This is a genomic window from Streptomyces sp. NPDC048297, from assembly GCF_043201585.1.
Lineage (GTDB): Bacteria > Actinomycetota > Actinomycetes > Streptomycetales > Streptomycetaceae > Streptomyces.
In genome coordinates, this window is the sequence record NZ_JBICZA010000012.1 from 133092 (window position 1) to 149802 (window position 16711).

The following is a 16711-nucleotide window of genomic DNA, read 5'->3' on the forward strand; positions in this document are numbered from 1 at the left end:
GTCAGGGCGCAACGGACGGCATGACGCCGACCAGGGCGCAGGGGTGGTTGGGTCGGCACTGGACCGCGAGGGTGGTGGAGCGGCTCTCCGCGCCGCCGGCGGCCGAGCCCTTCCAGCGAATCGACTGCTTGCCGGAGACCGTGACGGCGTAGACGTACGCCTGGGTGATCGCCCCGGGGTCGTCCTGGAGAGCCTGGGTGAAGGCGTGCGGGAAGTGCCCCTCGTTGATCTTGGCGGTGGCGACCTGCTTGTTGGCCGCCATCTCCTTCCACAGCACGGCCGAGGGGACCGCCTGGTCGACGGAGGCCGGGTCGGCGTACTTCGACTCCGTGGTCAGCCAGCCGCGCAGCGCCTTGCGCAGCTCGGGCTGCGAGTACGCACGGGTGTCGTACGACCACAGCGCTGCGGCGGCGGCCTTCCCGTACGTGATCGGGTCGTGGGTTTTCGGCGGAATGGGCAGAGCGCGGGGCCGGGTGTGCGGCCCGGACGGCGCCGCGGTCGACGAGGACGCGGTGGGCGAACTCGGCGGTGGGGAAGCAGGATCGGAGGGGCTTCGGCCCTCGCGGGTGAGGTAGGCGGCCAGGCCGGCGAGGGCGACGAGCACCGCCAGGACGGCGGTGCCGAGCAGCGCCCGGCGGCGCACGCGAGATGCGCCGCCGGGGTGGGTGGAGTGCTGAGCCATCAGTGGACCTGCGTCCCGAGCGTCGAGAAGAACGCCACTACACCGTTGGCCGCACCGAGAAGAAGGGCCGCGCCCGCGCTTACCAGCACGCCCTTCTTCCCGTTCGCCTCGGCCTGGTGACCACCGGAGTGGTGCCCCCAGGCCCACACGCCCGCACTGACGGCGAGGGCTCCGACCACGGCGATGAGTCCGAACAAGTTGATCGAGCCCATCACCTGCTTGAGGACGTTGAGGCCAGGGAGCCCGCCCTCGTTGGGCTTGATTCCGGGGTCGTAGGCGAGCTGTATGACCTTGTCGGCGAGATACACGGGAACTCCAGTTCGAATGAGTGCACGCCAAAGCCCGGTGGGGCGGACCAGCGGTGCGAGGGGAGGTGAGGAGGGGGAGGAGCGCCGGTCAGACGACTCGGCGGGCCGCGAGAATCCGCGATTTCCAGGACGCGACGGTGGTGATCCGTACAACGTCACCGGTGTGCGGGGCGTGGACGATCAGGCCCTGCCCGATCGCCATCCCGACGTGTTCCGGTACGGCGGCCGTCCCCTCGGTGAAGAGGAGGTCGCCCGGCTTGAGGGCATCGACCGAGACGGCCTTGCCGTCCTTGACCTGCGTATACGTGGTCCGCGTCAGGGTGACCCCGGCGGCCTTGTACGCGCCCTGCATCAGGGAGGAGCAGTCGCAGCGGCCCATCGGGTTTTTGCCGTGGGAGTCGGTGCACGTGCCGCCCCACTGATACGGGGTGCCGAGCTGGCCGAGCGCCCACCGGATTGCCGTCTGTACCTTCGGCGGCGCGGAGGCGGGAATCTTGTACTCCTTCGGCAGGGCGCCCGCCGGGATGGTGCCGAAGTCCGTTCCGTCGCCGTCCGCCGAACAACCCCCCGCGGAATCGGGAGAGGGGCTGCCGGTGTCGGCAGAGCCGGACGGCGACGGGCTCGGCGATGCGCCGCCGGCCTTCTGCAGCAGGGGCTCGATGGCCTTCTGCAGGGCGGTGGCCAGCGGCTCCCATTTGGCGTACGCCTCCGGGAAGCCCGACTTCTGTACCGCCTGGGCGGCCTGGGTGACAGAGAGGGACTGCCAGCCGGAGACCTTCTTGAGCCCCTCGTAGAACTTCGTCGAGGCGTGCACCGGGTCGAGGATCTGGCTGGCCGTACCCCAGCCCATCGACGGCCGCTGCTGGAAGAGACCCAGCGAATCGCGGTCGCCGTAGGTCAGGTTCCGCAGGCCGCTCTCCTGCAGCGCGGTCGCCAGGGCGACGACCTGCCCTCGGGCGGGGATGTTCATCGCGACGCCGGTGGCCTGGATCGTCTTGGCGTTGGGCACTTGGTCGGCAGGCGCGTCCAGCCCCGGCACGGAGACCGAGCCCTTGTCGCCGCCGTCCAGGATGGCCTTCACCTGCTTGGCGACGGCGGAGGCGTCCACACTCTGTGCACCGTCGGTCGAGCACGAAGCCGAGGCGGTCCCGGCCCCGATGCCAAGGATCGGCAGTGCCAGCAGGAGTGGTCCGGTGGCGCACAGACCGACGAGGGCTCCCGTCGTCTTCTTCACGGCCGCCGCCGTTCAGCGCGACGGCGGTGCGGACCGGTCGAGGGAGGTGGGTCGGGGCGCGGGTGTGTCAGGGCATGCTGCATCGCAGCGGCTCCTCGGTGTTCGAAGGAGACGCGGTGCCGACTTCTCGTGCAAAGCCGTCGGCACCGCGCCGATGTGCATCCGCCTCTCGGCGGGCCCGGGTCAGAGGAGTTGGTAGCTCCAGGACGCCGGTTTCAGGTCACGCGCGGCAGCCAGCCGCGCTCGTAATCTCAGGCAGTGCACAGGGGCCTCCTCACGGCGCTCGCGGGCAGATGGGCAACATGCCTCCGACGCTGCTCGATTGGACGAGACAGCACGGATAAGCACAGCTCAACGGGGGTGGAGCAGTGCTCCTTCCCGGTGGTACGGCGAGACAGTAGACCGGGATTCCGGCCGCGCCAAACGACTGCCATCCAGGGGCCCGAAGCAGGGAGCCACCTCGTTGGGCGCGGCCGGAATTCGCCGTTAACCTCCGCTGCAACCTCGCACCGGATGCACGCCGTTGAGCGCTGTCCGGAGCAGGTCCAGACTCCGCCGCGCCCGAAGAGAGGCCCTCCCCATGAGCTACACGCTGCACCGAGGCGACGCCCTGACCGTCCTGAAGTCCCTCCCGGACGAGAGCGTCCAGGCGGTGATCACCGATCCGCCGTACAACTCCGGGGGCCGCACCAGCTCCGACCGGACCGGCCGTACCGCACGTGCCAAGTACGTCACGAGCAACTCGGCGCACGACCTCGCCAACTTCCCGGGCGAGAACCGCGACCAGCGCTCCTACCGCTCCTGGCTCACCGAACTGCTCACCGAGGCGTACCGGGCCTCGACCGAGCACGCGGTCGCCATGGTCTTCACCGACTGGCGGCAGGAGCCGACCACCTCCGACGCCCTTCAGATGGCGGGATGGACCTGGAGCGGCACGATCCCGTGGATCAAGCCGTCCAGCCGCCCCCGCAAGGGCGGGCCGAAGCAGGACTCGGAGTTCATCATCTGGGGCGTCAAGGGCTCCCTCGACAACACCCGCGACCTCTACCTGCCGGGGCACTACATCGCCTCCCAGCCCCGCAAGGGCCGAGTTCACATCACCCAGAAGCCCGTCGAGGTCATGCAGCAGCTCGTCCAGGTCTGCCCCGAGGGCGGCACCGTCCTCGACCCGTTCACCGGCAGCGGCTCCACCGGGGTCGCGGCCCTGCGCGAGGGACGCCGCTTCGTAGGCGTCGAGCTGTCCGCGCACTACGCCGACGTCGCCGAGGAGCGGCTGCGGGCCGAACTGACGAAGGACGACTTCGAGCTGGCCGGACCGGAGGCATGATCGTGAGAGCGAAGAGAGACCAGGGCCGGCGGCCCACAGACGCCAGAGGGGCGGCTGGAGCATCGACTAACCGATGCACCAGCCGCCCTTCCTGTTACGTCAGGCCGCCTCGAACGCCCGCCGGATCAGCGGCGCCGCCTTCTCCAAGTCGGCTGCCGAGACGACGCGGACCTCCAGGTCGCCGGTCCCGAGGTGTCCGATACCGCGCATGTCCCGGGTGAAGCCCTCCTCCAGCTCGACCGTGTCCGGGTCGAGTCTGAGGTACACCAGGATCGCCTCGTGCTTCGGACGGAAGATCACCGACGCCACGTTCACCAACCGCCGGTAGGCGATGTAGTGCCGCAGGGACGCCACCTCCACCTCGCCCCATGCCGTGAGCGCCTCGTCCAGTTCCGCGTACAGGTCCCGCAGGCACTCCGGCACCACTCCTCCGCCCGCAGGCGGAGAGACCGCCGAAGCCGTCGGCACGCTGTCCGCCACGGGTGCCCGCTCCCGGCCCCGGCGAGACGAGGCAGCGCTCGGGAAGCCGGTCGCGGAGTCCACGAGCAGCAGCCCCAGCAGGCCACCGTCGAAGATCCGGTAGCGCACCAGGTCGATCCGCTCGGGCAACCTCTGCACCGCCACCCGGTCGTGGTGCGAGAAGCCCGCCGCGATGCAGATCATCCGCGGACGACGCCAGTCGACGGACTCGGCGGCCTCCGCCCCCAGCACCTTCCGCACGAGCGCCTCGAACTCGTGGTGCGCCGACTCCAGCCAGGACAGGTAGGAGACAGCCTGGGACATCACCCCGCTGTCCGAGCCCTTCTTGAACTCGACATTACCGACCGCAGGAGCTCGTGCACCGGCTCTGAACTGCGACTTCTCATAGACTACATGTCCGACGGGGAGTTGGGGGCATTGCTGTAACTCGTCGAGCGATCTCGGTGTTGGTGGTGGTCCTGCAAGTCTCCTGCAGTGTCCTTCGAGGATCTGCCGGTGACGCTGTCCTGCCACTTTGGCTCGCCGCGGGACTCTGTTGCTCAATTCGTCTGGGCTCGGAGACCGCTGATGTACGAGGGCGACTTGCCTGGTTCTTGACGTTCTGGTGGTAAGGCTACTGGCACGGGAGCTGCTGACGAACCAGATGCTCAGGAATACGGAGTTGCGGGCGGCGGCCCGGCTGACCGAAGCGCTTGGACCCGTTGCCGCGTTGCAGGCCGTTAGCCTGTCGGTATGTCAGAGCGTGTCATGCCCGGTCGCACGCACGGCCTGATCACCCTGGGTGCCGCGGACGCTCTGTGGGTCGATTTGACGGCCGACAGTGCTGTGCCGACGGCTTCTGGGGCATTCACCTGCTCTCCTGCCCGTGCCCGGGTGGGGTACGTCCTGCTCGGCGGCCATGTGGTGGCAACGGTGAGGGCGAGCGGCGGGCAGTGGAGTGTTCCGGAGGCTGAGGTGCGCCGGGCGGCCGCGGAACTGAACGCGGTTGGGATGGATCGGCAGGACCTGGTCCGTATCGGTCCGTTCCGTGGGGCGCCGAGGCAGGAGTGCAACGAGGAAACGCCGCTGCGTTGGCGCCGACGCATCACGGGGGAACTGCAGGAGCTGGGCGGCCGCGAGCCGGCAGCACGACGTGAAGTCGGCTGGCCGTACCATCTGGCGGGGATCGACTGGCGACAGATACTCGTGGAGCAGATCCGCAACGGGACGCAGCGCACTTGGTGGCTGCCGCGCGCTGCGGTCAGGCTGCTGGACGCGGCCGAGCACGCCGAAACGCATTGGGTGCAAGCCGCGCGAACCCGCCTGGCAAGCGCAGCCGTCACCGAGCCGCCCTCCCACCCCCGGCAGGCCCGAGACGCCGGCGGTCGGCAGGAGACGAGCCCTGAGGTTCCCACCGCCTCACTGCGTTCGTACGACAAAGAGCTGGAAGGCCAGCTGTATTCGGTGCTCAGCAGGAAGCCCGGTACCTCCCGCAGGGTGGCCGGGTGGGCGTGCGCCGTCTGCCGCACTGCGCCCGCCACCGTGCTCGACCACTGCCACGAACACGGCTACGTCCGCGCCCCCGTTTGTCAGTCCTGCAACACACAGGAACGCCCCGACCACCTGTACAGCAACGACATCCGCGTGGCGAACCGCTACACACGCCTCTTCCACACCGACACCGACGACTGGCTCCGCCACTGGCACCGCTGCCCCGGCTGCCGCGCACGCACCACCCTGCCCCTGCCGCACCTCGCCGCATGGACCGCCCACATAGCCTGCCGATCGCTGCGCCCGACCCACCGTGCCGCCCGCGGGCGCAGGCCCTGCGGTGTCCTGCGCGTGTCCTGGACGGGCAGTCAGAACGCGCCACGTTCCTGCCTGCTCACTGTCGCCGTCGACTTCTGCCCCTCCGGCGAGCACCGTGTCCTGGCGCGAGTCCCCTACCGCGAGGCCACCGAGCGGTTTCGTGCTTGGTTGGCCGAGACGGCCCCTGCCGTGGCCGCCGCGGCCGGTCCTGACCGCCTGGACGGCCTCCCTGCCGAGTTCCGGCCGGTCATCGCGGACACCAGCGGCAAGGACCTGGAACTGTTTTGAGCGGGCACGGGAGACCTGACACCCGACCGTCACCTCGCAGCTCCTGGCTCCCGACACGGTCACCTCGCACGCCCAGCGAAATGCGCGGCAGAGTTCCGCGGCGCAGTGTGCGTTACGAGATCGGCGCGCTGCTTGTCACCAAGGGTGCCGGGAACGGGTCACTGCAACGGACCGTCGCGTTCTGTCCGATCAGCCTTCGCTGTCGGTTTGTTGATCGATACGGTGAGAGGTGATTGTCGTCTCGGGGACGGGGAGCTGATGGATCTCGCAGACAGATATCAGGCTTTGGCGCGTGGTGCGCTGTTGGTTGCTGAGTCTGCCGAGGACGCCTACCGGCTGGTTGCCCTTGATCGCTTCCTCAAGCCATGGGTCCGGGGCAGACTGCACTCACTGGCCGGTCTGCTCGACAGTTGCGACACCAGACGTCAGCTGGCCGAGGACACAAGAGCGTTGGCCCAGACGGCCGCTGAGTACTCGGAGCTGCGGGACCAGCTCTTTTCGGACGTTCACCACACGCGCCCGGAGCCACCATGGCGGATCGTGGGACAGAAGACGATGGCAATCCGGGCGCAGTCCGGAGTACTGCTGCGACAGCCGACGTTCGTCCTGCGGCGCCTGGATGCTGGCTCGGACGTCCCCGGCGCAGCAACCTGGGACTTCACGGTGATCGCTAATCCATCTGACCCAGCAGACGAGGGCACGTCGTTCGTCGTCATGGTGTCGACCGGCGACCACACCGGCGGAGTACCCATTCAGGTGTCCAAGGAGCTTGAGAGCGAACGAGCGTGGTACCAGCAACTGGAGTACGGCTTCTATGCCCTGGGAATCACGCCGTTTCTCACCGCGATCTACGACCCTGATCGTCACCGGAAGCAGGCGACCGATGACGGCTACGGCGGCTGACCTGTCAGGCGTCACAAATGCGCGGAGTCTGCCATGATGTCCGGCCCGAGACCACGGTATCCCCGTGGCCACCGGGCCGGACGTAGTGGCCCTGCACCGGGTCGTCAGGTGCCCGTGATTTGGGCTTCGAGGTCGGCGACCCGCCGGTCCTGGAAGCGGAGGTTGGACCGGGCGGCCTTCAGCCGCTCGTCGAGGTTGCGGTTGTCGGCCGTGAGCTGGCGGACGCGCTGCTTGAGGGCGGTGTTCTCGGCGGTGATCCGTTGGATGGTCTCCTCGGTCCATTCGGCTTCCAAGCCACGGACCTGGCCGAGGAGTTCACCGATGCGGGTCCGCTGAGCGAGTATCTCGGTGTGCGCTGCCTTGAGGCCCTCCTCGGCGTTCAGCGCGCGTTCGCGCCAGGTTGCCTCGCGTTCGTCGTCCTGCTCGACGAGCATCCCCGTTCGTCGTTCGCCGGCCTCTGTCATCGCCGCAGCGATGGCCGCCCGGGCATCGGGGTTGTCATAGAGGAAGGTACGCGAGACGTCCGCGCGGCGGGCGACGGCGGCGACGCTGACCTGGGCCTTCTCACGCCGCAGTCGGGCGATGGCCTGGTGGACGCGCTGGAGGGCGGCTTCGGTCTTCTGACGGCGGGCCGCCAGGGCCGCGGCCGTGCGCGGTGCGGGAACCGTGGCGATGGTCATGCGACGTCCTGTTCCGGCTCGGTGTCGTCGGTTGTGCACGTATCGTTGTACTCGCCCTCCTCGTCGCTGCCCGCGTCGGCGAGGTCGGCGGCTCGGAAGGCGGTGGACCACACGCGGTGGAAGTAGTCCTGGGGTTTGCGCAGGTCCAGGGCGAGGGCGTCGTCGAGGAGGCCGAGGCCCGCCAGGGCCTTTTCCAGGCCGTCGATGGCACGGGCGGTGGGCTCGAAGTAGCGGTGGAGGTAGTCGGCGGTGGCGTCATCGGGGGCGCCTTCGGCCAGTAGCCGCCACTGCTCGCGCTTGCGCCGCCAATAGAGCAGGTCGGCGCCGGACAGGACGAACTTGTCGCAGTTGTGGCAGTCGAGGCTCCAGGGGCAGGCGCCGCCGTCGACGACGGGCTGGAAGGTGCAGAACCCGCCCTCGGCGGGGGTGCTGCGGCGTGACAGGTCGATGGCCAGGACCTGGGCCTGCTCGCGGGTGAGCGGGGTGGTGTCACTGGCGAGGAGGTCGCCGGGGTTGGCGGTGCCCGGTCCGGTGACCCACACGTGCTGGAGGACGTTCTCCAGGTCCGACTGGGTCAGGTGGACGTAGTGCTCGGCCATGCGGTCGGAGACCTGGCCGAGGTAGCGGCGGATGTGGGTCAGGGTCGCACCATGTCGCAGCAGCCGGGTGGCCAGCGTGTGCCGGGCCTGGTGGGCGACGTAGTGACCGCCGAGGTCGAGGTCGGTGAGCCAGCTGCGGAAGCCGGTGTGGAACCAAGTGTAGGACAGGGCGCGGCGGCCGTCGGGGTTGAGGATGTCGGTGGGGAAGAGCGCCAGGTGGGCGCGCTCGGCGGGAGTGGGCTGGCGGCCGGCGTGGCGGTCGGCGAAGTGGGCCAGGGTCTTGCGGCGGCGTTCTTCGAGCCGGTCCAGGAGCTGGTCGGGAATGCGGACGGCCGCGTTCAGGTTGCCGACCTTGGTCTGGTCGTGCCAGAGCAGGGGCAGCCCGCCGTAGCGGCCGATGCAGTCCAGGCGGAGCTGGATGACCTCGCTGGCGCGCCGGCCGGTGACGATGATGGTCTCCCACATATCCCTCAGGCCCCGGTCGTGCGGGTCGTAGCAGTCTGCGAGCTGCTGCAGGTTGGCCTCGTCCGCAAGCGCCCGGGCGACTTCGTCGGGGAAGGGGTTGCGGCTGCGGGGCGTGCCCGGGCCGCCGACCGGCATGGCGGCGATGAAGGTGCGGTCCAGGCCGATTCTCTCGGCGCTGCCCCTGTCCAGCGCGCCGCGCAGAAGGGCTCGGCCGTAGTTGAACACCATGCGGCGCGAGTTCTCGGTGACCTTCGCCCTTTTGCGGTCCAGGCGGGCCTGGCCGCGGAAGGCGAGGCCGAGGCGTTCGCGGTTGCGCAGGTCCGCGACGAAGCGGTGGACGTGCTCGCCGCGCAGCACGGTGGGGTCGTGGCCGCCGCCCGGCGCCTCCGCCTCCAAAAACGCGGACAGTTCGGCGCCGGCGCGGCGCACGAAGTCCACCGGCTGCGCGCTGCGCGGGCAGGTGGGCGAGCGCAGCACGTCGGCGATGTGATCCCACAGCATGTTGCGCAGCCACCGCTGGGAGACGCAGGTCAGGTCGACGTAGCTGGAGCGGCCCGGGAACCGCACCCCGAAGTGCTCGGTCTCGATGTAGCCGGCATCCCGGGTCTCGGAGGGGGTGAAGTAGATCTTCCGCAGGGCCTGTTGTATCTCCTGGACCATGCGCTGGTGGTAGGCGCGGCGGAAAGTGGACGGCTCCAGGCCGGCCAGGGACGCCACGTCGCGGCGCTGGCACTCGTCCGCGAGTGACTGCACCCACGTCAGGTGCCACACGGCGACGGGCTGCAGGCCGTGGACATACATGCCCCACTGGAACTCGGCCCTCAGCAGGGGCCGCAGTCCGCGCAGGTTAACCGTTCCGGTGCGGTGCACCGGCAGCTGTGCGCGGCACCAGGCACGGAAGGCTACTTCGTCCTCGCAGGTCACTGGGACAGGGCGATCACGGCGCTCGTAGGTAGCGAAGAAGTTCTTCGGCGGCTTCGCCCCGCCCGGCCGCCCGTCCCGGATGTAGCCGCGCTCGTGCGCGCCGCACAACCCCAGCGGCGAGGCGGCCAGTTCGTCGCACACGTCCGCGCGGCACTCACCGTAGCCCGGCAGCGACGGCTGGTCGGCCAGCCACCGCTCGAACTCCCCCTCGTTCACACGTCCTTCGGGGTGCCGCTTCAGGTGGCTCAGCCACCGGTTGCGGTGCCGGAAGCACAGCACCAGTTGCAGGCTGAACGCCGGACGCTCGGGGCAGATCCGGCACATCATCGCCTCCGGCATCTCCGTGGCCGGCAGCGGCTCCGCGGTCCGTAGGAACTGAGCCCGGCTCATGCCGCGCGCCTCCGCCTCCTGCCACTGCCCGGCGTGCACCGAGCACATCGCGTAGCGCCGCCAGCGGGGCCGCTCGCAGTCGACGACCGTGCAGCTCCACGGATAGACCGGGTGCGTCGGCGGGATCTTCAGCACCCCGCCGCGCAGCACCGGGTCGAACTCGGGCCCGTTGATCAGCGCGGTGAGCACCTCCAGCCGGTCCCGTCGCGTGCGCGCATCCTGCTGCGGCAGCAGCGACGGCGCTGTCACTTCGTCTCACCCCAGACCGTGCGCAGCGCGGCGTCGAAGACCGGGTCGTGGACATCGACGTGTCCGTAGACCTCATCCACCATCGCGGCCGAGGCCCAGCCGCCGGCGTCCCGGGCTATGAGCAGGTTGCCGTCGGCGGCGTCGAGAACCGCGGAGGTAAACGAGTGCCGGAAGGCATGGGGTTTCACGATCCCGAGTCCGGCTCGCTTCCCGGCCCGGCCGAGCATCCGACGGGCGCCGACCGGCGCCCACGGCTGTCCGGTAGCGGCGCCGTGCAGCTGGACCAGGAGCATGCCGTGCCCGGCGCCGCGCGGGTACTCGGTGGTGAGGTACTCGAAGTAGGTGTGCACCATCGCGGGGCTGACCCGTTTGATCAGCCCGCCGGTCACGATGCCGTGCTCGACCCGCCAGGGGTGCTTGCTCTTGGCCTCGGCGCGGTTCGGATTGCCGGGCCGGTGGCAGACGTGCAGGTGAGGGGTACGGCACTCGCCGCATGCAGCGTTCTCGCGAAGGTGCAGGTCGACCAGGTGAAGTCCGCAGAGCTCTCCGATGCGCAGCCCGCCGTCGGCGAGCCAGGTGACCACCAGCCGGTCCCGGGCGGCGTTCACCGTCTCCAGCAGCCTCTCCCGGGCGCCGTCCGGAAGCATCTTCGGGTGCCGGCGGTGCGGTCCCTTCGGCGCCAGCGGGTTTGTGGGCAGCGACGGCTTCACATGCCCGAGGAACGAACGGCGTCGGTCTACCCGCGACGGCAGCCGCGACCTATCGAGTTTCTTGCCGAGTTCGCCGTTGATGCCGAGGGAGTACTGATGCAGGTAGAAGCCCTTCAGACAAGCAGCCGCAGTCGACAGCGCGGAGCGGCCGTAGGGGCGTTTTCCGACCCGCCACGGCTCGCCGAGCGGCATACGGACCTCGGCACCGACCATGCCCATGTACCGTTCCAGATCCCGCAGTTGGACTGCGGCGAAGGCCAGGCACTCCCGCTCCAGCCACCGCAGATGGTCCACCAGCAGATACGCGTACGTCCTCTGCGTTCCCGAACCATCATGCAGACGCAGGAACCGGTCCGCCTCCGTGTGCACCGTCCCCTCGGGCCACACGATCGTCCACGACCGCCGCCCGTCCTTCCGCTCGATCTGCTGGACCCGCAAGTCCCCGACCACCACGTGCCGTACCACTCGTCCTCCGTACCGACTCCAGAACATGACAGACGTCCCGGACACGGTCGGTAAACAAGCCTGGGACGTGCTGGTCACAGTCCCAGACGGACATCACGGGCAGGACTACCTGCGGTCGGTAAACTCGATCACCACCGGGCTGCCGTTCTCATCGAGTCCCAGGGTGTCGATCCGCCCCCGGTGCCAAGGCCCGGTCGGATACTCCGAGGCCAGGAAACGGACGCCCAGCATCTGCTCCAGGCCGGCCTCGACCCGCCGCTGCAGCTCCACCTCCAGCGCAACCGTCGAGCCGGCCAGCTCGACGTCCCGTCCGTTCGCGTCCTGCCGGAACATCATCAGCTCGGCCACCAGCGCCCCCTCCCGCGATCTCTGCAAGGAAGCCAATCGAACGAACGCCCTGGTTATTCCTCGGTCATCGCGGCGACTCCTAGTCCATCATTGCCGTCATGGACCTAGCTGGAATCGCCGCGATCCTCGCCCTCGCGGGAATACCGGTGAGTGTGCTTCTGGGGCGATGGCAGATGCGTACAGCCCTGGCCCAGGCGAGAGAGAACCACCGCACAGCTATGGAAGTAGCGGAGGCGAACCACCGGAGCGCGTTGGAGCTGGCTCGCCGCGGGCTCGCGGTTGAACGCGATCGGTGGCTGCTGGAAGCCCGACGCGCTGAGTACCGGTATTTTCAGAACGCGTTGGGGCAACTTCGACGGGTCCTGGCCACGCAAGCCACGACCGAAGCGGAACTGCGGACGGCTTACGAGGACGTCCACGACAGCAGTCATCGCATCGCGGAGGTCGGTCCGGACGAGGTCCACTCCATCGCCACCGTCATTCGTGACCAGTGCTACACGATTCCAACCTCATGGCCGGCGTCGGTAGCGCAGCGGATGGATCTGTGGACCGAGACCATCACACCCCTGCGTGTCGAACTCGATACGGCCATACGCACCTCCGTGGGCAACCCGACCTTGCTGGTCCAGCGGGACAGCTTGCACCTACCTCGCTCTTGATCCGGGCGCGGAGCGTCTCGGCGGCGGGTGGCCGACGAGTCACGGTTCACCGCCGAGGCCGTGACGAGATCCTGTCCGCCCAACGGGCGCTGATTCGGTTGCGTACGAGGGCACCGTCGACGGGGGGCTCGCGTGCCACACCACCCCCACCGGCTGAGGCCCGTCATCGGGCGAGGTGGTCGCCGGGAGCGCGTGCAGCAGTTGTGAGACCTTGACAACGCGTCGGACGGAGGGCCCCATGTCGGTCCTGGTCGGCCCACGCGCACGACTGAATGGTCACTGGAAACCGCCCGGAAGGGCGCTCCGGTGGACAGCCGGTGGACAGACGCCTTTGGACGAGCCAGAACGAGGCCGCACGGGGAAGCCTGGCGCACGTGGTCTGATCTGGGAAAACGTCATCAGGAAGCATGGTGCGGCACCACCCGGCACGATCGCTCTCGGTCTCGTAATGCGTAGGTCTCGGGTTCGAATCCCGAAAGCGGCTCCACTGAAACCCAGCTCGGACAGCGTCTGAGCTGGGCTTTTTTGTGTCAGCGGGCGCGGCGACGGCGCTTGGCGCGGGCGGCGCGACTGTCGACGGTCTCAGTTCTGGTCTCAGTCGGGGGTTCCGGATCTTCTTGGCCTTGGGGCGGGTGAAGACGGCCCGAACCGGTGGAACTTCGCCCCGCACGTGTGGGGGGCCTTGCAGCCGTGCCGCCACGTGAGCCGTTGAAGCTGCCACCGGGGACGGAACAGCTCGTTGTCGAAGTCGACGTAGGGCCACCTCAGGCCAGAGCGCGTGGATGCCCTTGCCCTTCGGTATCCCGCTGCATGAGAGTCGGATCCCCTCGCTCCGTTGCCGCGGGGCTTCCGTTCGCCGCCCCTCTTTCGCCATTCTGCTGGCCAAGAGGTGGCGACTGAACAGCTTTCAGCGAGACCAAGGAGCAGGTTAGAGGCCAACTGCCCGACTGAATCCGACTGGTTTTGAAAAACGTTGTGGCTCACGTCGCCGGGGGTTTGAATGACGAGTTCGGTGCCTGCGGTGGTCTCTGTCTCGCTACGCTCGCTGTATACGGAGGGGGCGGTATGACGGGTGTGGAGATCGCGGTCGGGTATGTGTTCGCGTGGGCGGTGCGTAAGGCCCGCCGGGTGGCGGGGCGGGCGGATGCCGAGGTGGATCTGGCTCTCGACGGGGCGATGGACCGTGTGCATGGCGTGGTGGCCCGCCGGCTGGGCAATGATCCGGAGCTGGAGCGGCTGGAGGCTGAGGCGGAGGCCGGTCAGGATGAGCCGAGTCCTCTGACCCGGCAGCGTGTCGAGGCCGCTGTTTCCCAGGCTGTGGAAGAGGACGCTGGTTTCGCGCGGGAGCTGGATGAGGCGGTGTCCGCGGTGCAGGACGCGGCGCGGGCTGCCGGCGGTGCGGTGGCCGGGGCCTACGGGCTGGCTGTGAGCGGTGATCTGTCGGTGAAGGCGGAGGGGGGCTCCTTCGCGGCGGGTGTGGCCAACATCCGCGACGGGGTGCGGCTGGGAAACCCTCAGCAGCCGGGTACGGACCGGCCCTGACCGAACCCGGCGAACCAGACGCCTCCCAGCCGGGCGTACGGGCGAACAACGGATCACTCGCCGCGCGCGAATTTCGAGCTGCCAACGTCTACTTCGGCGCTGCCCTGCCTGCGCCTGTGCCTGCGCCTGCGCCTGCGCCTGTCGCGGTCACTGTGGCGCCGCCGTTGGGTCTGCGCGATCAACGGCGTCCCGTACGGGGCCGCGATGCGCTGTTCGGGCGGGTGGAGACGGCGCTGTCCGCTCCGGGAACCCGACTGGTGCAGGTGCTGTGCGGGCTGGGGGGCTCGGGGAAGACCACGGTCGCTCTGGAGCTGGTTTCCCGGCGCCTCGCCCACGCGGAGCAGGTGTGGTGGGTCGATGCACGGCATGAGACCACCCTTGAGGCGGGTCTGCGGGCCGTCGCCAGGCAGGCCGGTGCTCCCGAGGAACAGTTGCGGGGCGGGGACACGGCGGATGTGCTGTGGTCGTATCTGGCCCAGTACGAGCGGCCCTGGCTGTTGGTGGTGGACAACGCGGACGATCCAGCACTGCTGGACGGTCCTGGGAAGCTGAGCGAAGGTACCGGCTGGATCCGGCTCCCTGCCGACAGCCGTGGCGGCGTCCTGGTCACCACCCGCGACAGCGCCCCACAGACATGGGGTGGCGTCTGTGCCCTGCATCCGGTGCGACCCCTGACCGGCGACGACATCACGGACGCCGTACAGATCCTGCGCGACCATGCGGGCGAAATGGCAGGATCCTCGGACGACGCGCGGCTGCTGGCCCGACGCCTGGGCGGTCTTCCCCTGGCCCTGAGCCTTGCCGGCACCTACCTCGCTGACGCCAACACCGTGCCGGCCCCCTACCGCGAGCCGGACACGCCCGTGGATTTCCGCTCCTACCAGGCCGCGCTGGACCGAGGCCTTGAGCATGTGGACCGGGACAACGTCATCACCCAGACCTGGGCCATGTCCTTGAAGCTGCTGGATCAGCGAGGTCTGCCCCTTGCGCGGCCTCTGCTACGGCTGATCGCCACCTTCGCTGACGCGCCACTGCCGTACACCCTGCTCCTGACCCCCCACGCGCTGGCCGCCGCCGGGGAACTCGCTCATCTCGACGGGCCTGCCGTGTGGAGGTTGCTCACGGCCTTGGCCGGCCTCGGCCTGATCGACCTCCAACCTGCCGACTCTGGTGCGCTGCCCACATTGCGCGTCCATCCGCTGGTCCGCGACGCAAGCATCGACGAAGCGACACTCGGCACAGCCGTCAGCGCACTGCACAACGCGGCGTTCGCGGACGAAACAGGAGTGCCTGAAGAGCCGGACTACTGGGATCACTGGCGGCTCCTGCAGCCCCATGTCGTGGACCTCTTTCACCGCGCCGCAGCCTCTGAACTGCCCGTTCAAAGAATCGACGATGCCGCGAGCGCAGCCCATTTCGCAGCCCGGTATTTACGGGTCAAGGGCCTGTATGGGCAGGCCCGCAGCCTGTTCGAGGCGGTCCTCGCCCACGAACGTGCCCTCCTCGGCGACACCCACCCGGAGACTCTCGCCACCCGGCACACCCTCGCCCGGGTTGTGCACGACTTGGGGGAGTTGGAGCAGGCTCGCAGTGAGTTCGAGGCGGTCCTCGCCCACGAGCGTGCCATCTACGGCGACACCCACCCGGACACTCTCACCACCCGGCACCAACTCGCCCGGGTTGTGCACGACTTGGGGGAGTTGGAGCAGGCTCGCGGTGAGTTCGAGGCGGTCCTCGCCCACGAGCGTGCCCTCCTCGGTGAAACTCACCCGGAGACGCTCGCCACGCGGCATGAACTCGCCGGGGTTCTGCGCGACTTGGGGGAGTTGGAGCAGGCTCGCGGTGAGTACGAGGCGGTCCTCGCCCACGAGCGTGCCATCCTCGGCGACACCCACCCGGAGACCCTCGCCACGTGGCACAACCTTGCCGGTGTTGTGCGCGACTTGGGGGAGTTGGAGCAGGCTCGCGGTGAGTACGAGGCGGTCCTCGCCCACGAGCGTGCCATCCTCGGCGACACCCACCCGCACACCCTCGCCACGTGGCACAACCTTGCCGGTGTTGTGCGCGACTTGGGGGAGCTGGAGCAGGCTCGCGGTGAGTTCGAGGCGGTCCTCGCCCACGAGCGTGCCATCCTCGGCGACACTCACCCGTACACCCTCGCCACCCAGCACGAACTCGCCAACCTTCGACAGCCTCGTGCAGTCGACTGAAAGGGTCAGTTCGGCTGTCCGATCGAGGCTTGTGGTTAGGAGGGGGACGGGGATTCCGGCGAGTTGAGGAGGAGTCCCCATTCCCTCAGTGGCGTCGAGCGGGTAGAGAACCGCAGGCTATGGATGGTGGATGAAGCCCGCTGGGAATCTGCCGACTCACTCAAGGATCAGTCACGCCGGGCGGTGGCGCGCTGCGCTTCCGGCCGGTAGCCCGTGATCCTAGAATCGAACACATGGCCGAACTGTCTTCCGTTGACCGTCTGGCCAAGTTGCGTGTCCTTGAAGAGTGTCGGCTGCCTGCGGCGCCATGAGGCGCCGGACGATCTGCACCGGGCGAAGCTGGCCTTCGTGGAGGAGGCGTAGCGGGCCGCCCACAGCGGCACGGTGGCCGACTGACGGCCGGGCCGGCCGGTGGGAACCACGGCCGGGGAGCGAGCGGGGCTGAGCAGGATTGAGCGGG

Annotated in this window: 14 protein-coding genes and 1 pseudogene; 6 read left to right on the forward strand and 9 right to left on the reverse strand. The window is 69.0% G+C overall.

Annotation, left to right across the window (positions count from 1 at the left end):
• Nucleotide 1: 1 nt before the first annotated feature.
• From ACGFYV_RS15795 to ACGFYV_RS15805, 3 genes are all read right to left on the reverse strand, one after another.
• Entirely contained in the window at nucleotides 2–682 is a 681-nt protein-coding gene (locus ACGFYV_RS15795) for a hypothetical protein (RefSeq protein ID WP_393878936.1), read from the reverse strand.
• Nucleotides 682–990, reverse strand: a complete 309-nt coding sequence (locus ACGFYV_RS15800) for a DUF6112 family protein (protein WP_351283592.1) — start codon at nucleotides 988–990, stop codon at nucleotides 682–684. Before ACGFYV_RS15800 ends, ACGFYV_RS15795 begins: the two co-directional genes overlap by 1 nt.
• 88 nt (nucleotides 991–1078) lie before the next feature.
• The gene (locus tag ACGFYV_RS15805; protein WP_393878937.1) at nucleotides 1079–2224 is read right to left on the reverse strand and encodes a C40 family peptidase; all 1146 of its coding nucleotides are present in this window, start codon (nucleotides 2222–2224) and stop codon (nucleotides 1079–1081) included.
• 580 nt (nucleotides 2225–2804) lie between these two features.
• Between ACGFYV_RS15805 and ACGFYV_RS15810 the strand changes: the two genes are divergently transcribed.
• A complete protein-coding gene (locus tag ACGFYV_RS15810) occupies nucleotides 2805–3551 on the forward strand; it encodes a site-specific DNA-methyltransferase (RefSeq protein ID WP_047471334.1) in 747 nt (248 codons plus the stop codon).
• Nucleotides 3552–3650: 99 nt separating this feature from the next.
• On the opposite strand, the gene ACGFYV_RS15815 is transcribed toward ACGFYV_RS15810, so the two are convergent.
• Nucleotides 3651–4337, reverse strand: coding sequence for a DUF5655 domain-containing protein (locus tag ACGFYV_RS15815; protein WP_393878938.1), 687 nt, complete (start codon nucleotides 4335–4337; stop codon nucleotides 3651–3653).
• A gap of 426 nt (nucleotides 4338–4763) precedes the next feature.
• Between ACGFYV_RS15815 and ACGFYV_RS15820 the strand changes: the two genes are divergently transcribed.
• Nucleotides 4764–6107, forward strand: coding sequence for an endonuclease domain-containing protein (locus tag ACGFYV_RS15820; RefSeq protein WP_393878939.1), 1344 nt, complete (start codon nucleotides 4764–4766; stop codon nucleotides 6105–6107).
• Between the two features lie 258 nt (nucleotides 6108–6365).
• Nucleotides 6366–7010 (forward strand): hypothetical protein, encoded by a 645-nt coding sequence (locus ACGFYV_RS15825; RefSeq protein ID WP_393878940.1) that lies wholly within the window; start codon nucleotides 6366–6368, stop codon nucleotides 7008–7010.
• A 104-nt stretch (nucleotides 7011–7114) separates the two neighbouring features.
• On the opposite strand, the gene ACGFYV_RS15830 is transcribed toward ACGFYV_RS15825, so the two are convergent.
• The 4 genes from ACGFYV_RS15830 to ACGFYV_RS15845 form a co-directional block, all read right to left on the reverse strand.
• Entirely contained in the window at nucleotides 7115–7690 is a 576-nt protein-coding gene (locus ACGFYV_RS15830; protein ID WP_393878941.1) for a DUF6262 family protein, read from the reverse strand.
• Nucleotides 7687–10317, reverse strand: coding sequence for a tyrosine-type recombinase/integrase (locus ACGFYV_RS15835; protein WP_393878942.1), 2631 nt, complete (start codon nucleotides 10315–10317; stop codon nucleotides 7687–7689). Before ACGFYV_RS15835 ends, ACGFYV_RS15830 begins: the two co-directional genes overlap by 4 nt.
• Nucleotides 10314–11480: a tyrosine-type recombinase/integrase gene (locus ACGFYV_RS15840; protein ID WP_393878943.1), complete on the reverse strand. Its 1167-nt coding sequence runs from the start codon at nucleotides 11478–11480 to the stop codon at nucleotides 10314–10316. The genes ACGFYV_RS15835 and ACGFYV_RS15840 overlap by 4 nt, the downstream gene beginning before the upstream one ends.
• Before the next feature lie 117 nt (nucleotides 11481–11597).
• Nucleotides 11598–11840: a hypothetical protein gene (locus ACGFYV_RS15845; protein WP_393878944.1), complete on the reverse strand. Its 243-nt coding sequence runs from the start codon at nucleotides 11838–11840 to the stop codon at nucleotides 11598–11600.
• A gap of 98 nt (nucleotides 11841–11938) precedes the next feature.
• Here ACGFYV_RS15845 and ACGFYV_RS15850 point away from each other — a divergent pair, with 98 nt between their 5' ends.
• Nucleotides 11939–12499 (forward strand): hypothetical protein, encoded by a 561-nt coding sequence (locus ACGFYV_RS15850; protein ID WP_393878945.1) that lies wholly within the window; start codon nucleotides 11939–11941, stop codon nucleotides 12497–12499.
• 630 nt (nucleotides 12500–13129) lie between these two features.
• Here ACGFYV_RS15850 and ACGFYV_RS15855 read toward each other — a convergent pair.
• Nucleotides 13130–13270: pseudogene (locus tag ACGFYV_RS15855) on the reverse strand (integrase); the annotation flags it as partial.
• Between the two features lie 294 nt (nucleotides 13271–13564).
• Between ACGFYV_RS15855 and ACGFYV_RS15860 the strand changes: the two are divergent.
• On the forward strand, nucleotides 13565–14041 hold the full coding sequence (locus tag ACGFYV_RS15860; protein WP_393878946.1) for a hypothetical protein: 477 nt from the start codon (nucleotides 13565–13567) through the stop codon (nucleotides 14039–14041).
• A 164-nt stretch (nucleotides 14042–14205) separates the two neighbouring features.
• Nucleotides 14206–16251 carry a tetratricopeptide repeat protein gene (locus tag ACGFYV_RS15865; RefSeq protein ID WP_393878947.1) on the forward strand — a complete coding sequence of 682 codons (2046 nt, stop codon included), beginning with the start codon at nucleotides 14206–14208 and terminating at the stop codon, nucleotides 16249–16251.
• Nucleotides 16252–16711: the final 460 nt, after the last annotated feature.

Bases quoted from the DNA above. Each gene is read 5' to 3' on its own strand.
- ACGFYV_RS15795 (WP_393878936.1), bottom strand. From the start codon at position 682: ATGGCTCAGCACTCCACCCACCCCGGCGGCGCATCTCGCGTGCGCCGC.
- ACGFYV_RS15810 (WP_047471334.1), top strand. From the start codon at position 2,805: ATGAGCTACACGCTGCACCGAGGCGACGCCCTGACCGTCCTGAAGTCC.
- ACGFYV_RS15820 (WP_393878939.1), top strand. From the start codon at position 4,764: ATGTCAGAGCGTGTCATGCCCGGTCGCACGCACGGCCTGATCACCCTG.
- ACGFYV_RS15825 (WP_393878940.1), top strand. From the start codon at position 6,366: ATGGATCTCGCAGACAGATATCAGGCTTTGGCGCGTGGTGCGCTGTTG.
- ACGFYV_RS15830 (WP_393878941.1), bottom strand. From the start codon at position 7,690: ATGACCATCGCCACGGTTCCCGCACCGCGCACGGCCGCGGCCCTGGCG.
- ACGFYV_RS15850 (WP_393878945.1), top strand. From the start codon at position 11,939: ATGGACCTAGCTGGAATCGCCGCGATCCTCGCCCTCGCGGGAATACCG.
- ACGFYV_RS15860 (WP_393878946.1), top strand. From the start codon at position 13,565: ATGACGGGTGTGGAGATCGCGGTCGGGTATGTGTTCGCGTGGGCGGTG.